Origin of the sequence: Delftia tsuruhatensis, from assembly GCF_903815225.1 — a bacterium.
Lineage (GTDB): Bacteria > Pseudomonadota > Gammaproteobacteria > Burkholderiales > Burkholderiaceae_C > Comamonas > Comamonas tsuruhatensis_A.
This window is the reverse complement of record NZ_LR813084.1, coordinates 4,103,487-4,116,365: the sequence shown is the minus strand read 5'-3', so window position 1 is coordinate 4,116,365 and position 12,879 is coordinate 4,103,487. Positions and strand designations below refer to the sequence as shown.

The 12,879-nt window shown below is 66.7% G+C and carries 14 protein-coding genes and 4 tRNA genes; 8 read left to right on the top strand and 10 right to left on the bottom strand.

From position 1 onward, the window contains the following. Window positions 1–2: 2 nt before the first annotated feature. The 10 genes from L1Z78_RS18665 to L1Z78_RS18620 form a co-directional block, all read right to left on the bottom strand. Window positions 3–983 carry a phage tail protein gene (locus tag L1Z78_RS18665; protein WP_234637862.1) on the bottom strand — a complete coding sequence of 327 codons (981 nt, stop codon included), beginning with the start codon at window positions 981–983 and terminating at the stop codon, window positions 3–5. Then, on the bottom strand, window positions 980–1,825 hold the full coding sequence (locus L1Z78_RS18660; RefSeq protein WP_267966987.1) for a baseplate assembly protein: 846 nt from the start codon (window positions 1,823–1,825) through the stop codon (window positions 980–982). The genes L1Z78_RS18665 and L1Z78_RS18660 overlap by 4 nt, the downstream gene beginning before the upstream one ends. A gap of 8 nt (window positions 1,826–1,833) precedes the next feature. Beyond that, complete coding sequence (locus L1Z78_RS18655; protein WP_234637861.1) at window positions 1,834–2,190, bottom strand: GPW/gp25 family protein; 357 nt, start codon at window positions 2,188–2,190, stop codon at window positions 1,834–1,836. Then, complete coding sequence (locus L1Z78_RS18650) at window positions 2,187–2,783, bottom strand: phage baseplate assembly protein V (protein ID WP_234637860.1); 597 nt, start codon at window positions 2,781–2,783, stop codon at window positions 2,187–2,189. Before L1Z78_RS18650 ends, L1Z78_RS18655 begins: the two co-directional genes overlap by 4 nt. Window positions 2,784–2,890: 107 nt before the next feature. Next, entirely contained in the window at window positions 2,891–3,400 is a 510-nt protein-coding gene (locus L1Z78_RS18645; protein ID WP_234637859.1) for a phage tail protein, read from the bottom strand. Then, window positions 3,384–3,938 (bottom strand): DUF2514 family protein, encoded by a 555-nt coding sequence (locus tag L1Z78_RS18640; RefSeq protein ID WP_234637858.1) that lies wholly within the window; start codon window positions 3,936–3,938, stop codon window positions 3,384–3,386. Before L1Z78_RS18640 ends, L1Z78_RS18645 begins: the two co-directional genes overlap by 17 nt. After that, window positions 3,938–4,519 (bottom strand): glycoside hydrolase family protein, encoded by a 582-nt coding sequence (locus L1Z78_RS18635; RefSeq protein ID WP_234637857.1) that lies wholly within the window; start codon window positions 4,517–4,519, stop codon window positions 3,938–3,940. Before L1Z78_RS18635 ends, L1Z78_RS18640 begins: the two co-directional genes overlap by 1 nt. Next, entirely contained in the window at window positions 4,516–4,773 is a 258-nt protein-coding gene (locus tag L1Z78_RS18630) for a hypothetical protein (RefSeq protein ID WP_234637856.1), read from the bottom strand. The genes L1Z78_RS18635 and L1Z78_RS18630 overlap by 4 nt, the downstream gene beginning before the upstream one ends. Window position 4,774: 1 nt before the next feature. Continuing rightward, entirely contained in the window at window positions 4,775–4,978 is a 204-nt protein-coding gene (locus L1Z78_RS18625) for a tail protein X (RefSeq protein WP_234637855.1), read from the bottom strand. 389 nt (window positions 4,979–5,367) lie between these two features. Beyond that, window positions 5,368–5,586, bottom strand: a complete 219-nt coding sequence (locus L1Z78_RS18620; protein WP_234637854.1) for a hypothetical protein — start codon at window positions 5,584–5,586, stop codon at window positions 5,368–5,370. Window positions 5,587–6,156: 570 nt separating this feature from the next. Between L1Z78_RS18620 and tig the strand changes: the two genes are divergently transcribed. The 8 genes from tig to L1Z78_RS18580 all read left to right on the top strand — a co-directional run bounded on the left by tig (window position 6,157) and on the right by L1Z78_RS18580 (window position 12,680). Then, entirely contained in the window at window positions 6,157–7,467 is a 1,311-nt protein-coding gene (tig, locus tag L1Z78_RS18615) for a trigger factor (RefSeq protein WP_234637853.1), read from the top strand. A 135-nt stretch (window positions 7,468–7,602) separates the two neighbouring features. Then, on the top strand, window positions 7,603–8,211 hold the full coding sequence (gene clpP / locus L1Z78_RS18610) for an ATP-dependent Clp endopeptidase proteolytic subunit ClpP (protein WP_275444457.1): 609 nt from the start codon (window positions 7,603–7,605) through the stop codon (window positions 8,209–8,211). A gap of 105 nt (window positions 8,212–8,316) precedes the next feature. Then, window positions 8,317–9,579: an ATP-dependent Clp protease ATP-binding subunit ClpX gene (gene clpX / locus L1Z78_RS18605; protein ID WP_234637851.1), complete on the top strand. Its 1,263-nt coding sequence runs from the start codon at window positions 8,317–8,319 to the stop codon at window positions 9,577–9,579. Window positions 9,580–9,699: 120 nt separating this feature from the next. Continuing rightward, window positions 9,700–12,114, top strand: a complete 2,415-nt coding sequence (gene lon / locus L1Z78_RS18600; protein ID WP_234637850.1) for an endopeptidase La — start codon at window positions 9,700–9,702, stop codon at window positions 12,112–12,114. A gap of 102 nt (window positions 12,115–12,216) precedes the next feature. Further along, window positions 12,217–12,292 (top strand) — tRNA-Gly (locus tag L1Z78_RS18595). Window positions 12,293–12,351: 59 nt separating this feature from the next. Further along, window positions 12,352–12,427, top strand: a tRNA-Gly gene (locus L1Z78_RS18590). Between the two features lie 59 nt (window positions 12,428–12,486). After that, a tRNA-Gly gene (locus L1Z78_RS18585) sits at window positions 12,487–12,562 on the top strand. Window positions 12,563–12,606: 44 nt separating this feature from the next. Beyond that, window positions 12,607–12,680: transfer RNA gene (locus L1Z78_RS18580), tRNA-Cys, on the top strand. Window positions 12,681–12,879 lie beyond the last annotated feature (199 nt).

Sequence of the window (12,879 nt, the reverse complement as noted above, 5' to 3'; positions counted from 1 at the left end):
GTTCAGGGTTCCTCGGGTTCTTCGGTGGTGGTGGTGCGGGTTTCGAAGGAGCGGCGCCAGGGCGTGCTGTCCCAGCGTCCGGTCCAGGTCCGGGTGTTGTCGTGTGGGCGCTCGGTGCTGGCCCAGGGGTGCAGGCTGGCCAGGGCCTGCGGCGCGGGCGCGGTCCAGGCGCCTTGCGTGGCCATGGCCTCGGCGGGGATGGGCCGCAGCGGCGCGTAGTAGGCGGGCTTGCCCGTGGTGGTGGCGTTGACCTCGGTGATGCCCAGGCTTGCGTCGATCAGGATCTCGCTGTCCAGCGTCCAGGCATCGAGCAGCATGCGGTCGGCATAGGTGGCGATGGTGGTGACGCGAAACAGCTGCGCGGTGAGCACGGCCTGCGTCAGCGGCGCCGTGGTGAGGCTGAGCCGGGGCAGGCCCTGGCTGAGCTTGATCGGTTCGCCATGGGGCGAGACATCGGTCCAGGTGCCGCTGTCGTTGTCCAGCATGCCCGCGTCCAGGCCCGGGCCCTGGTCCAGGCGCAGCGGGCGCAGGTCGTGGCCGTGGAAGACGCGGTAAAAACGCACATGGGCGGGCAGGCTGGCACGCACCACATGGGCCACGCCGGTCAGCTCGGCATCGCCGATGATGCGGCCCAGGTCCAGGTGCAGCCAGGCGCCGTCCTCATCGAGCCGGGCGCCGTCATACCCCAGCCAGCCCAGCGCGCGCTGCATGGACGCGGCCGTGCCGCGCTCGCGCAGCCACGGCAGGCCGTTGGCGATGAGGGTGGGCACGTCGTTGAAGTAGCGGTCGAACTGGGCGATGCCCCATTCGGCCGCCAGCCAGGGCAGAAAGGCCGCAGGCTCGCCATGGGCCGGCGCGGGAAAGGCGCCGGCCAGGCCATCCCAATTCGGGACGACCTGGTCCACGGCCTTCTCCAGCGCCGTGGCGTTGGGCGGCAGCACATGGCGGCGGGGCGCCGTCGGGACGATGGCGGCGGTGCTCATGCCTGCAGGCCCTCGTCCACCAGTTGCACGCGGCCCAGCACCGGGTATTCGTCGGCGGCCAGCGGCGTGAGCTCGGCCGGGGCCTGGGCGTCGGGGTAGGTGACGCGGGCAATGCCGTCCACATGCAGGCGCGTGGTGATCCACGAGCGCGGCACATCGCGGCCCAGCAGCGCGTAGGCCGCGATCTGCGCGGCCAGTCCGGCCTGCAGGCGCGCCACGATGTCCACGGGCGCACCGGGCTCGCGCAGCAGGTGGGCGGTGATGTCGATGGGGCGCGGGCGCGCCAGCGATACCGACACGGGCACGCCCAGCGGCCGCGCGCCGGGCGCGTTGAGGGCTGACAGCACGATGGCCAGGGTCTCTTCGGCCTGGGCGGGATCGACCAGCCACAGCTGCACGCTCACGCGGCCGGGCTGGGGCTGCGTGGCGATGGCGCTGTGCACATTGGCGCTGGCCGTCATGGCCAGGTGCTCGTAGTGCTCGGCCGTGCCGCTGCCGGCCAGGGCGCGCACGCGCAGCACGATGCGCTGGCGGTAGCGTTCGTCGCTTTCGCCGGGCAGGCGGGCCACGTCGTAGAAGGCGCCCTTGTGGTCCAGGTCGGCGCCCCGGGCAAACGCCAGCAGGTGGGCGCGCGCCGCATCGTTGACGCGGGCGCGGTACAGCAGTTCGCGGTAGGCGTGCGCCTCCAGCAGCTTGTTCAGCGGCTCGCTCTCCAGCGCCAGGACTTCGGCCGCCTCGGGGTGGCGCGCCAGCAGGTCGGCGCGGTGGGCATCGAGGATGCGCTCGAAATCCAGCGCCTCGACGACGCTGGGGGCCGGCAGGGCGTCCAGGTGGGTGGGCATGTCTTGCTTCATGGGGCGGTGGCGGTGCGGGTGATGGGCAGCCGCAGGCTCAGCGGCGCCGTGCGGCGCGTGTTGTTGAAGGTGCCGATCAGCGTCAGATCGGCCCGGCCCGGCGCGCTGCGGTCGCGCTCGACCACGATGCGCGTCAGGCGGATGCGTGGCTCCCAGCGCATGAGTGCGCCGGCCACGGCCGCGCGCAACCGCGCCTGGGTGGCCAGGTTGTCGGGCTGGTCCAGCAGCGCCGGCACCAGCGAGCCGTAGTCGCGGCGCATGACGCGCGAGCCGATGGGGGTGGACAGAATGTCGGCCACGCTCTGGCGCAGATGCTCCATGCCTTCGATGCGGCGTCCCGTGTGGCGATTCATAGCGGCCCCTGTGTCGTGGCGCCGCCCGCCCTCACGCCGCCATGGCGGTGGCGCAGCAGGCTGATGGGGCCGGTGGTCACGTCGGGCGCGCTGGTCAGGCCTTGCGCATTGACGGTGGCCGAGCCACCGCCCGCCTCCAGGCGGATGCCCTGCTCGTCGATCTCGATCACCGAGCTGCCCACGCGCAGCGTGATGCCGTGGGCCACGTCGATGTGCAGCCGGCCCGTGGCGCGGTCATGCTCCATGGAATCGGTGGGACTCCACTGCGTGCGGCAGACGTCCGCCCGGTCGCTGGGCTGGGCCGCCGCGCTGCTGTAGATACCGGTCAGCGCCACGGCGCCCAGCAGGTCGCCACCGGGCGACAGCAGCAGGCATTGCTCGCCTACGGCCGGGGGCCACCAGACGCTGGCGTTCTCGCCCGCGGCGCGCAGGGCCAGCCACGGAATCCAGTTGGTGGTGAGGTTGCCGGTCCGGACGCGGCAGCGCGCGGGGCGCGTGTGGCGGACGGCGGCGATGGTGCCCGTGCGGATCAGTCCCTCCAGGCGGCGGATGATCTCGTAGGGGCTCTCGGTTTGTGGGACGGGCGAATCCATGGCGTCGATGGTGCCGGCCGGGCCCCGGCGTGTCGCCGTGTGCCGTGCGTGCCGCGGGCCGCCACATGCGGCCCGGCGCAGACCGTGGCGCGGGTGCCGTGGCCGACTCAGCGCGGGTCGTAGTTCCACTCGGCCACCTTCTCACCGAACAGGAACAGCTCCCACAGCTCGCGCTGGGTGATGTCGAGCTGGCCGGGCGGCTCGGGCTTATGGATGAGGTCGAAGGTGCCTGGGCTGCCCTCGCGCGGACGCGCCAGCACCGCCTCCACCAGGTCGATCTCGATGGCGAGCCGGGGCAGGGCGGCCGGCGTTGCCGTGTCCGTGGCGGCAGGAGCCAGGTCGAAGCGGATGGCCTGCTCGCGCCGCTCGGCGTGGTCGAACAGATCCGGCTGATGGCGCCGCGCCCAGACCAGCGTCGCCACCGTCGCGGCATCGATGGAGCCGCTGAAATCCGCGATCACCAGGCTCAGCGTGTAGCGGTACTCCCAGGACAGCGAGGGCGTCCCGGTGTTCACCACACGGCCTTTCTGGATGGTGAAGCTGAGGTCGCCAGGCGACTGCTGCAGCTGGGGCAGGGCGGCGACGAGCGCATCGCGCAGGCTAGCGGGCTTGAGCATGGTGCAACTCCTGGGTCAAGGTGAATCCGGCCTCGTAGGCACGTTCGCAGGCGTTGCCCCGGCCTCGGGCATCGTCAGCAATGCGCGCCAGCTCTCCCGCGCGCTCGTCAGCGCGGCGCTGCAGCTCGGCCAGCAGATCGAGGGCGCCGGTGTCTGGCGCGCACTGTCCGGCAGCGGCGCGAGCCTGGGCTGCGGCACGATGGGCGGTGAGATAGCCGGCGAGGTCGCCGCGCAGCCGGCCAGCAGCAGCGCGGGCAGCATCGGCATCAGCCGCGGCGCGCGCCAGAGCCAGGTCGGCATCGCGCGCAAGGGTGTCCAGGTTTTCACGGTAGCTTCCTTCCAGTTGCCGGTAGCGCTCGGAGGCCGCGAGTGCCGTGGCGGTGGCGGCTTCGCGGTCCGTTGCCAGATCCGCGCGGGCGCGGGCCGCGTCGCGTTCGGCACCCAGCCTCGCCAGGGATTGCCAGACAAGCAGTGCCGCCAGCACAAGGGCGAGCAATGGCCAGGCGCGGGCCTGCAAACCGGCCTGCCAACGGGCCATCACGGCTGCACCTGCATGCAGGCCGCGTGGCGCGCCTGCTGGCGTGTCCAGACGCCCCGGCAGACCTTGTTGCCCGGTGCGCTGCAGTCGAAGCGCCAGCGCACGGGCCGCCCGGCGGCATCCCATCGATAGGCGCTGTAGCCCTGCAAGGCCTGGCTGCTGGTCATGAATCGATACGCCAGGTAGGCCTGGCAGGCGCCGGCATGGTCGCCGGCGCGGGTCCTGGCGAGCATGCTGGAGCCGCGCCATGCTTCGCAGCCATACTGGCCCGCGAAATCCACGGCCTGGGCAAACTCGGCCGGATACACCGGCGCATCGCCCAGCGAATCGCGCACGCAGGTTCCGTACTGCTGCTCCAGCAGGTTGGCGGCCAGGTCGCGGGCGCGTTCGCGCGTGATCGGCGGATCCGCCAGGCTCACGCGCGTGCCGTCCTCGTAGCGCGTGGCGCCGTGGCCGATGGTGGGCACATCGCCGCGCACAGGGATGATCGGATTGGCGCTGAAGCCCTCGGCAGCCATCCAGGCGGCCAGGATGGCGGCGCCGATGCCCAGGCCCGCGGCAGGAACACGGCCCGTGCTCATGGCCCGTCCCCGGGGTCGGCGGTTGGTGTCTTGCGCGCCGCCTGCTCGGCCTGGCGCGCACGCCGGTCCTCCCGCTCATTGCGCCATCGCCACAGCAGATAGGCGGCCTGGAGCAGCACGTAGAGAATGGTCAGTGCGGTGGCCGCATGCGTCATGGTCCAGCCACTGGCCACGTTCGCTGCCACGACGGTGACGGGCGGCGCGGCCTTGGCGCCTTCGACGGCAGCCGTCTTGACGATGGTCTCGTGATCCATATCAGTCCCAGAAATTGACCAGGGGCAGGGCCGGTGCCTGAAGCGGCTCGACCAGCTCGACCGCCAGGCCGGCAGGCAGATGCGGCCCATGGGCCGACAGCCCCGGATTGCGCTCCAGCGTGGCCTCCACCACGCCACGCGTGGTGCCCAGCTGGCGCATGCACAGCTCGTCCAGCGTCTCGTATTCATGGGCGATGGCCTGCATCAGACAGCCTCCTGCCGAGCGCAAGAAGCGGTGCAGGCAAAGGGCCGGTGCGCCGTGGCCGGCGCGGGCAAAGGGATGGCAGGGCTCACTGAAACTCCTCGTGGGGCCCGGCCCGCGGATCCGCCACCGGACATCCGCCGTGCCTGTCGCCACGGATGCGGCAGCAGGTCCCGGCCAACGGATCGCGAAGGCCTCGGGCCGGCGGCAAGCCGGGGTCGGCGCGCAGGCCGGGCATGGATTGCATGGTTGCCTACCGGCGCCTCACCGGCAATCGCTGGGGCCTGTGCGCGGCCCGGGCACGCCAGCGCCCTTGCGCGACCGCGGCCATCGGGCACGCCAATGAAAAGACCCCGCGATGCGGGGTCTTGCGATGGACGAGGGCTCCGCGTTCAGCCGCGCTTGCCGTCCTGCACCGGGTTGCGGTGCAGATGGTCCGCCAGATCGCCGGCCGCGGCACTGAGCCGGCGCGAGACGGGCAGCAGCAATGCGGTGATGGCCGATGCGTGCACAGAGGAGCCCCGGGCTGCATTCAGCAGCTCGCAGATGGCGGCCACTTGCTCGCTGGCGCTCTCCACATCATCCCTGACCGTCTCAATCTGGTGCTGCATCACGTCTTCTTTCTACTGTATGCACATACAGTATATGGCGGATGGCCAGATGTTTCAATTTGATCCGACCCCACTTCGGGTGCTCCCTGGCAGGGTGCACGCGCAGGCTGTTGTGCCCATGCCCCATGGCTGCACAGCACCCGCTCCGTGCCAGGTCAGGCGCTCCCCAAAGCCCGTGCAGATCCCGCGTTGAAGACTCAAGTTGTTGTTTCCAAAGGGATGACGACCCGCCCCCCGCGCACCACGCACGAACATCGCTCAATCGCGGTGAACCTTGCACAAGCCCGTTTCCTCCAGAGGAAACGGGCTTGATCCGTCGTTTGCGGGATACCCCGCAAGAAGGCGTATCTGGAGGGCAAAATCCCCTCGTTTATAATGTCTGGCTTCGCTTACATCACGGGTTGAGCGAACCATGCGCGGCCCTGGCGGCCAGGCGCATGCGATGTAAGCCCTTGAAATCTGAGGTGCCGCGTGGCCGACTGGCTTCGGTCCGCGTCGCACCGTGACTTTTGCGCAATACGGTGCGGGCTGCACGGCAGCCGGCACGGTCCAATCCTCATAGGAACAAACATGGCCGTTACTGTTGAAACCCTTGAAAAGCTCGAGCGCAAGATCACGCTGAGCCTGCCCCTGAACTCCATCCAGAGCGAAGTGGAAAACCGCCTCAAGAAGGTGGCGCGCACCGTGAAGATGGACGGCTTTCGCCCTGGCAAGGTGCCGATGAGCGTGGTGGCCCAGCGCTATGGTTACTCGGTGCAGTACGAAGTGCTCAACGACAAGGTCGGCGAAGCCTTCGCACAGGCCGTCAACGAAGCCAAGCTGCGTGTGGCCGGCCAGCCCCGCATCTCCGAGAAGGAAGGCGCTCCCGAGGGCGAGGCCCAGTTCGAAGCCATTTTCGAAGTGATGCCCGAAGTCAAGATCGGTGACCTGGCATCGGCCGAGGTCGAGAAGCTGACGGCCGAAGTGGACGACGCCGCCATCGACAAGACCGTGGACATCCTGCGCAAGCAGCGCCGTACCTTCGCGCAGCGCGCCCAGGCCGATGTGGCCGTGGACGGCGACCGCGTGACCGTGGACTTCGAAGGCAAGATCGACGGCGAGACCTTCTCCGGCGGCAAGGCCGAAGACTTCCAGTTCCTGGTCGGCGAAGGCCAGATGCTCAAGGAATTCGAAGACGCCGTGCGCGGCATGAAGGCTGGCGAGTCCAAGACCTTCCCGCTGGCATTCCCCGCCGACTACCATGGCAAGGACGTGGCCGGCAAGACCGCCGACTTCCTGGTGACGGTCAAGAAGATCGAGGCCGCCAACCTGCCCGAAGTGGACGAAGCCTTTGCCAAGGCCCTGGGCGTGGCCGAAGGCACGGTGGAAGGCCTGCGCGCCGACATCAAGAAGAATCTGGAGCGTGAAGTCAAGTTCCGCGTCCAGGGTCGCAACAAGCAGGCCGTGATGGACGCCCTGGTGTCCAAGGCCGAGCTGGAGCTGCCCAAGGCATCGGTGCAGGCCGAAGTGGCCCGTCTGCTGGAAGGCGCCCGCGCCGAGCTGCAGCAGCGTGGCATCAAGGACGCCGACAAGGCCGAGATCCCCGAGGACGTGTTCCTGCCCCAGGCCGAGCGCCGTGTGCGCCTGGGCCTGGTGGTGGCCGAACTGGTCCGTGCCAACGAACTGCACGCCACCCCCGAGCAGATCAAGGCCCACGTGGAAGAGCTGGCCGCCAGCTATGAAAAGCCCGAAGACGTGGCCCGCTGGTACTTCGGCGACCGCCAGCGCCTGGCGGAAGTCGAGGCCGTCGTCATCGAAAACAACGTGACCGAGTTCGTGCTGGGCAAGGCCAAGGTCTCCGACAAGGCCGTGTCCTTCGACGAACTGATGGGCCAGGCCTGAGGGTTTGAGCACCGCCCGCCTGCCGTTTCGTGAGATCGGCGGGCAGGTCGGCATCTGCGGGGCTTGTGCTTTTGCGCACAAGCCCCATTTTCTTTCCGGATACGGCTAAAGTAGCCCCCTAGTACTGGAGAACACATGAGCGCATTGGAAACTCAGGGTTTGGGCATGATCCCAATGGTCATCGAACAGTCCGGCCGCGGCGAGCGGTCGTACGACATCTACTCGCGCCTGCTCAAGGACCGGGTGATCTTCCTCGTGGGTCCTGTCAACGACCAGACGGCCAACCTCGTCGTGGCCCAGCTGCTGTTCCTCGAAAGCGAGAATCCCGACAAGGACATCTCGTTCTACATCAACAGCCCCGGCGGCTCCGTGAGCGCGGGCCTGGCCATCTTCGACACGATGAACTTCATCAAGCCCGACGTGTCCACGCTGTGCACCGGCATGGCTGCCAGCATGGGCGCCTTCCTGCTGGCGGCGGGCGCCAAGGGCAAGCGCTTCGCGCTGCCCAATTCCCAGGTCATGATCCACCAGCCGCTGGGCGGCATGCAGGGCCAGGCCACCGAGATCGAGATCCATGCGCGCGAGATTCTCAAGACCCGCGAACGCCTCAACAAGATTCTCGCCGAACGCACCGGCCAGCCGCTGGAGCGCATCCAGCGCGATACCGAGCGCGACTACTTCCTGTCCGCCGAGGAGTCCAGGGACTATGGCCTGGTCGACCAGGTGATCGACAAGCGCTCCTGAGGGAGAGCGGCTGCATGATTGGGCGGCGTTTTCCCCCTACGGGAAACGCCGCTTTCCATTTGGTTATCATCCTTTTCCATATTTCTGTAACAAGGCACCGACCCCATGGCCGAGAAAAAAGGCTCCTCCAGCGAAAAGAACCTCTATTGCACCTTCTGCGGCAAGAGCCAGCATGAGGTCAAGAAGCTGATCGCTGGTCCGTCAGTCTTTATCTGCGACGAGTGCATCGATCTCTGCAACGAGATCATCCGCGACGAGCAGCCCAGCACCGAGGCCAAGGACGGCCGCGGCGACCTGCCCACGCCCGCTGAAATCAAGGCCAACCTGGACAACTATGTGATCGGCCAGGACCTGCCCAAGCGCACGCTGGCCGTGGCCGTCTACAACCACTACAAGCGCCTGCGGCACAAGGACAAGGCCGGCAAGGACGAGGTGGAGCTGGCCAAGAGCAACATCCTGCTGATCGGCCCCACGGGCTCGGGCAAGACGCTGCTGGCGCAGACGCTGGCGCGCATGCTCAACGTTCCCTTCGTGATGGCGGATGCCACGACGCTGACCGAGGCCGGCTACGTGGGCGAGGATGTGGAGAACATCATCCAGAAGCTGCTGCAAAGCTGCGAGTACGACGTCGAGCGTGCCCAGCGCGGCATCGTCTACATCGACGAGATCGACAAGATCTCGCGCAAGTCCGACAACCCCAGCATCACGCGTGATGTCTCGGGCGAGGGCGTGCAGCAGGCCCTGCTCAAGCTCATCGAGGGCACCATGGCCAGCGTGCCGCCGCAGGGCGGGCGCAAGCACCCCAACCAGGACTTCCTGCAGATCGACACCACCAACATCCTGTTCATCTGCGGTGGCGCGTTCGCTGGCCTGGAGAAGGTGATCGAGAACCGTACCGAGGCCTCGGGCATCGGCTTCGGCGCCACGGTCAAGAGCAAGAAGCAGCGCTCCATCTCGGAGGTGTTCCAGGAGATCGAGCCCGAGGACCTGATCAAGTTCGGCATCATCCCCGAGTTGGTCGGCCGCATGCCCGTGGTCACGGCCCTGGCCGAACTGGGCGAGGACGCGCTGGTGCAGATCCTGACCGAGCCCAAGAATGCCTTGGTCAAGCAATACAGCAAGCTGCTGGCCATGGAGGGCGTGGAGCTGGAGATCCGGCCCGCGGCCCTCAAGGCCATTGCCCGCAAGGCGCTGGCGCGCAAGACGGGTGCCCGCGGCCTGCGCTCCATCCTGGAGCAGTCGCTGATCGGTACCATGTACGAGTTGCCCACTGCCGACAATGTCGAGAAGGTGGTGGTGGACGAGTCCACCATCGAAGACGGAAAGGCGCCTCTGCTGGTCTATCGCGAGGCTGCCAAGAAGGCCTGATGCGCCGCCGGTCCGCAAGGTCCGGCCGCGCAAGTCCCCGCAGTCCGAAATCCTTTCGGGCGGCGGGGTTGAAATACACCGGTGGGCGGACCATCTTCCGCTGACATACCGAGGATTCCCATGTCAGGACATACCCCTTTGCCTTCTACCCCCCTGGACCTGGCGCTGCTGCCGCTGCGTGATGTGGTCGTGTTCCCCCACATGGTGATCCCGCTGTTCGTGGGCCGCGCCAAGAGCATCAAGGCGCTGGAGCTGGCCATGGAGGGCGATCGCCGCATCATGCTGGTGGCCCAGAAGACCGCCTCCAAGGACGAGCCCACGGCGGCCGACATGTTCGATGTGGGCTGCGTGTCCACCATCTTGCAGATGCTCAAGCTGCCCGATGGCACGGTCAAGGTGCTCGTCGAAGGCCAGCAGCGCGCGCTGGTCAAGCAGGTCATGGACGAGGAGACCCATTTCGTGGGCACCATCGTTCCTGTGGCACCCGAGGAGGAAATCCACAAGCCCAGCGAGATCGAGGCCCTGCGCCGCGCCGTGACGCAGCAGTTCGACCAGTACGTCAAGCTCAACAAGAAGATCCCGCCCGAGATCCTGACTTCGATCGCCAGCATCGACGATGCCGGACGGCTGGCGGACACCATCGCCGCCCACCTGCCGCTCAAGCTGGAGAACAAGCAGGCCGTGCTCGATCTGGTGGACATCAAGGAGCGGCTTGAGAACCTGTTCGAGCAGCTGGACCGCGAAGTCGACATCCTCAATGTCGACAAGCGCATCCGTGGCCGCGTCAAGCGCCAGATGGAAAAGAACCAGCGCGACTTCTACCTGAACGAGCAGGTCAAGGCCATCCAGAAGGAGCTGGGCGAGGGCGAGGACGGTGCCGACATCGAGGAGATCGAGAAGAAGATCAAGGCGGCGCGCATGCCCGCCGAGGCACGCAAGAAGGCGGAGGCCGAGCTCAAGAAGCTCAAGCTCATGTCGCCCATGTCGGCTGAGGCCACCGTGGTGCGCAACTACATCGACGTGCTCACGGGCCTGCCCTGGAGCAAGAAGACCAAGATCAAGCACGACCTGGCCAATGCCGAGGCAGTGCTCAACGCCGACCACTTCGGCCTCGAAAAGGTCAAGGACCGCATCCTTGAGTACCTTGCCGTGCAGCAGCGCGTGGACAAGGTCAAGGCGCCCATCCTGTGCCTGGTCGGACCTCCGGGCGTGGGCAAGACCTCGCTGGGCCAGTCCATCGCCAAGGCCACGGGCCGCAAGTACGTGCGCATGGCGCTGGGTGGCATGCGCGACGAGGCCGAGATCCGTGGCCATCGCCGCACCTACATCGGCGCCATGCCGGGCAAGGTGCTGCAAAGCCTGGACAAGGTCGGCACGCGCAATCCGCTGTTCCTGCTCGACGAGATCGACAAGCTGGGCATGGACTTCCGTGGCGATCCCTCGAGCGCGCTGCTCGAGGTGCTGGACCCCGAGCAGAACCACACCTTCGGCGACCACTACGTCGAGGTCGACTTCGACCTCAGCGACGTGATGTTCGTGGCCACCTCCAACTCCATGAACATCCCGCCCGCGCTGCTGGACCGCATGGAGGTGATCCGCCTGTCGGGCTACACCGAGGACGAGAAGGTCAACATCGCCATCCGCTACCTGCTGCCCAAGCAGATCACCAACAACGGTGTGAAGGACGGCGAGATGCGCGTGGAGGAATCCGCGATCCGCGACATCGTGCGCTACTACACGCGTGAGGCCGGCGTGCGCTCGCTGGAGCGCGAGCTGTCCAAGATCTGCCGCAAGGTCGTCAAGGGATTGCAGCTCAAGAAGCTGGAGCCCACCGTCGTCGTCACCGCCGACAACCTCCCCGACTATCTGGGCGTGCGCAAGTACACCTATGGTCGGGCCGAACACAACAACCAGGTGGGCCAGGTCGTGGGTCTGGCCTGGACCGAGGTGGGTGGCGATCTGCTGACCATCGAGGCGGCCATCATGCCCGGCAAGGGCGTGATCACGCGCACCGGCTCGCTGGGCGACGTGATGAAGGAATCGGTGGAGGCTGCACGCACGGTGGTGCGCAGCCGCTCGCGCATGCTGGGCATCAAGGACGAGGCGTTCGAGAAGAAGGACATCCACGTTCACGTGCCCGACGGCGCAACGCCCAAGGACGGTCCCAGCGCCGGCGCGGCCATGACCACGGCCTTTGTCTCGGCGCTGACCGGCATTCCCGTGCGTGCCGACGTGGCCATGACGGGCGAGATCACGCTGCGCGGCGAGGTCACGGCCATTGGCGGCCTCAAGGAAAAGCTGCTTGCGGCCCTGCGAGGTGGCATCAAGACGGTGCTGATCCCCGAGGAGAACGTCAAGGATCTCCAGGAGATCCCGGACAACGTCAAGAGCGGCCTGGAAATCATCCCTGTCAAGTGGATCGACCAGGTTCTCAAGGTGGCGCTGGAGCGCGTGCCCGAGCCCCTGTCCGAAGAGGACGCCGCTGCGCCCCCGACACCGGAGTCCAAGGCGGTGGAGCCGGCGGTCAAGCACTGATGATGAAAAAATGTAGCGTTTTTCCTGAACTCCCCAAGAACTGCGCTACAATTCATCCCATCGCAGCAAACGACGTTGTAGAATGTCAGGCTCGATAGAAATGCGGGAATAGCTCAGTTGGTAGAGCGCAACCTTGCCAAGGTTGAGGTCGACGGTTCGAACCCGTTTTCCCGCTCCAGTTTCAGGATGTGCCTCGTGCATGTCCGATTCGGGTGGCGGTTGGCTGCTTGAATGTTTGCGGGAATAGCTCAGTTGGTAGAGCGCAACCTTGCCAAGGTTGAGGTCGACGGTTCGAACCCGTTTTCCCGCTCCAGTTTCAGGATGTGCCTCGTGCATGTTCGATTCGGGTGCCGGTTGGTTGCCTGAATGTTTGCGGGAATAGCTCAGTTGGTAGAGCGCAACCTTGCCAAGGTTGAGGTCGACGGTTCGAACCCGTTTTCCCGCTCCAGATTTGAATGCCGTGGCGTGCCGCGGCAGGTTGATGGTGATCTTGGCGCGATAGCAAAGCGGTTATGCCCCGGATTGCAAATCCGGTTAGACCAGTTCGACTCTGGTTCGCGCCTCCAAAATACAGGTAGACGACTTTGAAAAGGCCCCCTTGGGGCCTTTTTCTTTTTGGTCTGCAGCTTCCTTTGGCCGTGGCTGGGGCATTGCTGTTGGCAAATTCGTAGAGCCTTGTCTTCTTCGCGGGACCATGTGTCTGGCATCCTGCGCCAGGCGGATGGAGCGCGGGGCTCTATTTGTCGATATTGTTTCCAATTGTTA

Bases quoted from the DNA above. Each gene is read 5' to 3' on its own strand.
- L1Z78_RS18665 (WP_234637862.1), bottom strand. From the start codon at position 983: ATGAGCACCGCCGCCATCGTCCCGACGGCGCCCCGCCGCCATGTGCTG.
- L1Z78_RS18660 (WP_267966987.1), bottom strand. From the start codon at position 1,825: ATGCCCACCCACCTGGACGCCCTGCCGGCCCCCAGCGTCGTCGAGGCG.
- L1Z78_RS18655 (WP_234637861.1), bottom strand. From the start codon at position 2,190: ATGAATCGCCACACGGGACGCCGCATCGAAGGCATGGAGCATCTGCGC.
- L1Z78_RS18650 (WP_234637860.1), bottom strand. From the start codon at position 2,783: ATGGATTCGCCCGTCCCACAAACCGAGAGCCCCTACGAGATCATCCGC.
- L1Z78_RS18645 (WP_234637859.1), bottom strand. From the start codon at position 3,400: ATGCTCAAGCCCGCTAGCCTGCGCGATGCGCTCGTCGCCGCCCTGCCC.
- L1Z78_RS18640 (WP_234637858.1), bottom strand. From the start codon at position 3,938: ATGGCCCGTTGGCAGGCCGGTTTGCAGGCCCGCGCCTGGCCATTGCTC.
- L1Z78_RS18635 (WP_234637857.1), bottom strand. From the start codon at position 4,519: ATGAGCACGGGCCGTGTTCCTGCCGCGGGCCTGGGCATCGGCGCCGCC.
- L1Z78_RS18630 (WP_234637856.1), bottom strand. From the start codon at position 4,773: ATGGATCACGAGACCATCGTCAAGACGGCTGCCGTCGAAGGCGCCAAG.
- L1Z78_RS18625 (WP_234637855.1), bottom strand. From the start codon at position 4,978: ATGCAGGCCATCGCCCATGAATACGAGACGCTGGACGAGCTGTGCATG.
- L1Z78_RS18620 (WP_234637854.1), bottom strand. From the start codon at position 5,586: ATGCAGCACCAGATTGAGACGGTCAGGGATGATGTGGAGAGCGCCAGC.
- tig (WP_234637853.1), top strand. From the start codon at position 6,157: ATGGCCGTTACTGTTGAAACCCTTGAAAAGCTCGAGCGCAAGATCACG.
- clpP (WP_275444457.1), top strand. From the start codon at position 7,603: ATGAGCGCATTGGAAACTCAGGGTTTGGGCATGATCCCAATGGTCATC.
- clpX (WP_234637851.1), top strand. From the start codon at position 8,317: ATGGCCGAGAAAAAAGGCTCCTCCAGCGAAAAGAACCTCTATTGCACC.
- lon (WP_234637850.1), top strand. From the start codon at position 9,700: ATGTCAGGACATACCCCTTTGCCTTCTACCCCCCTGGACCTGGCGCTG.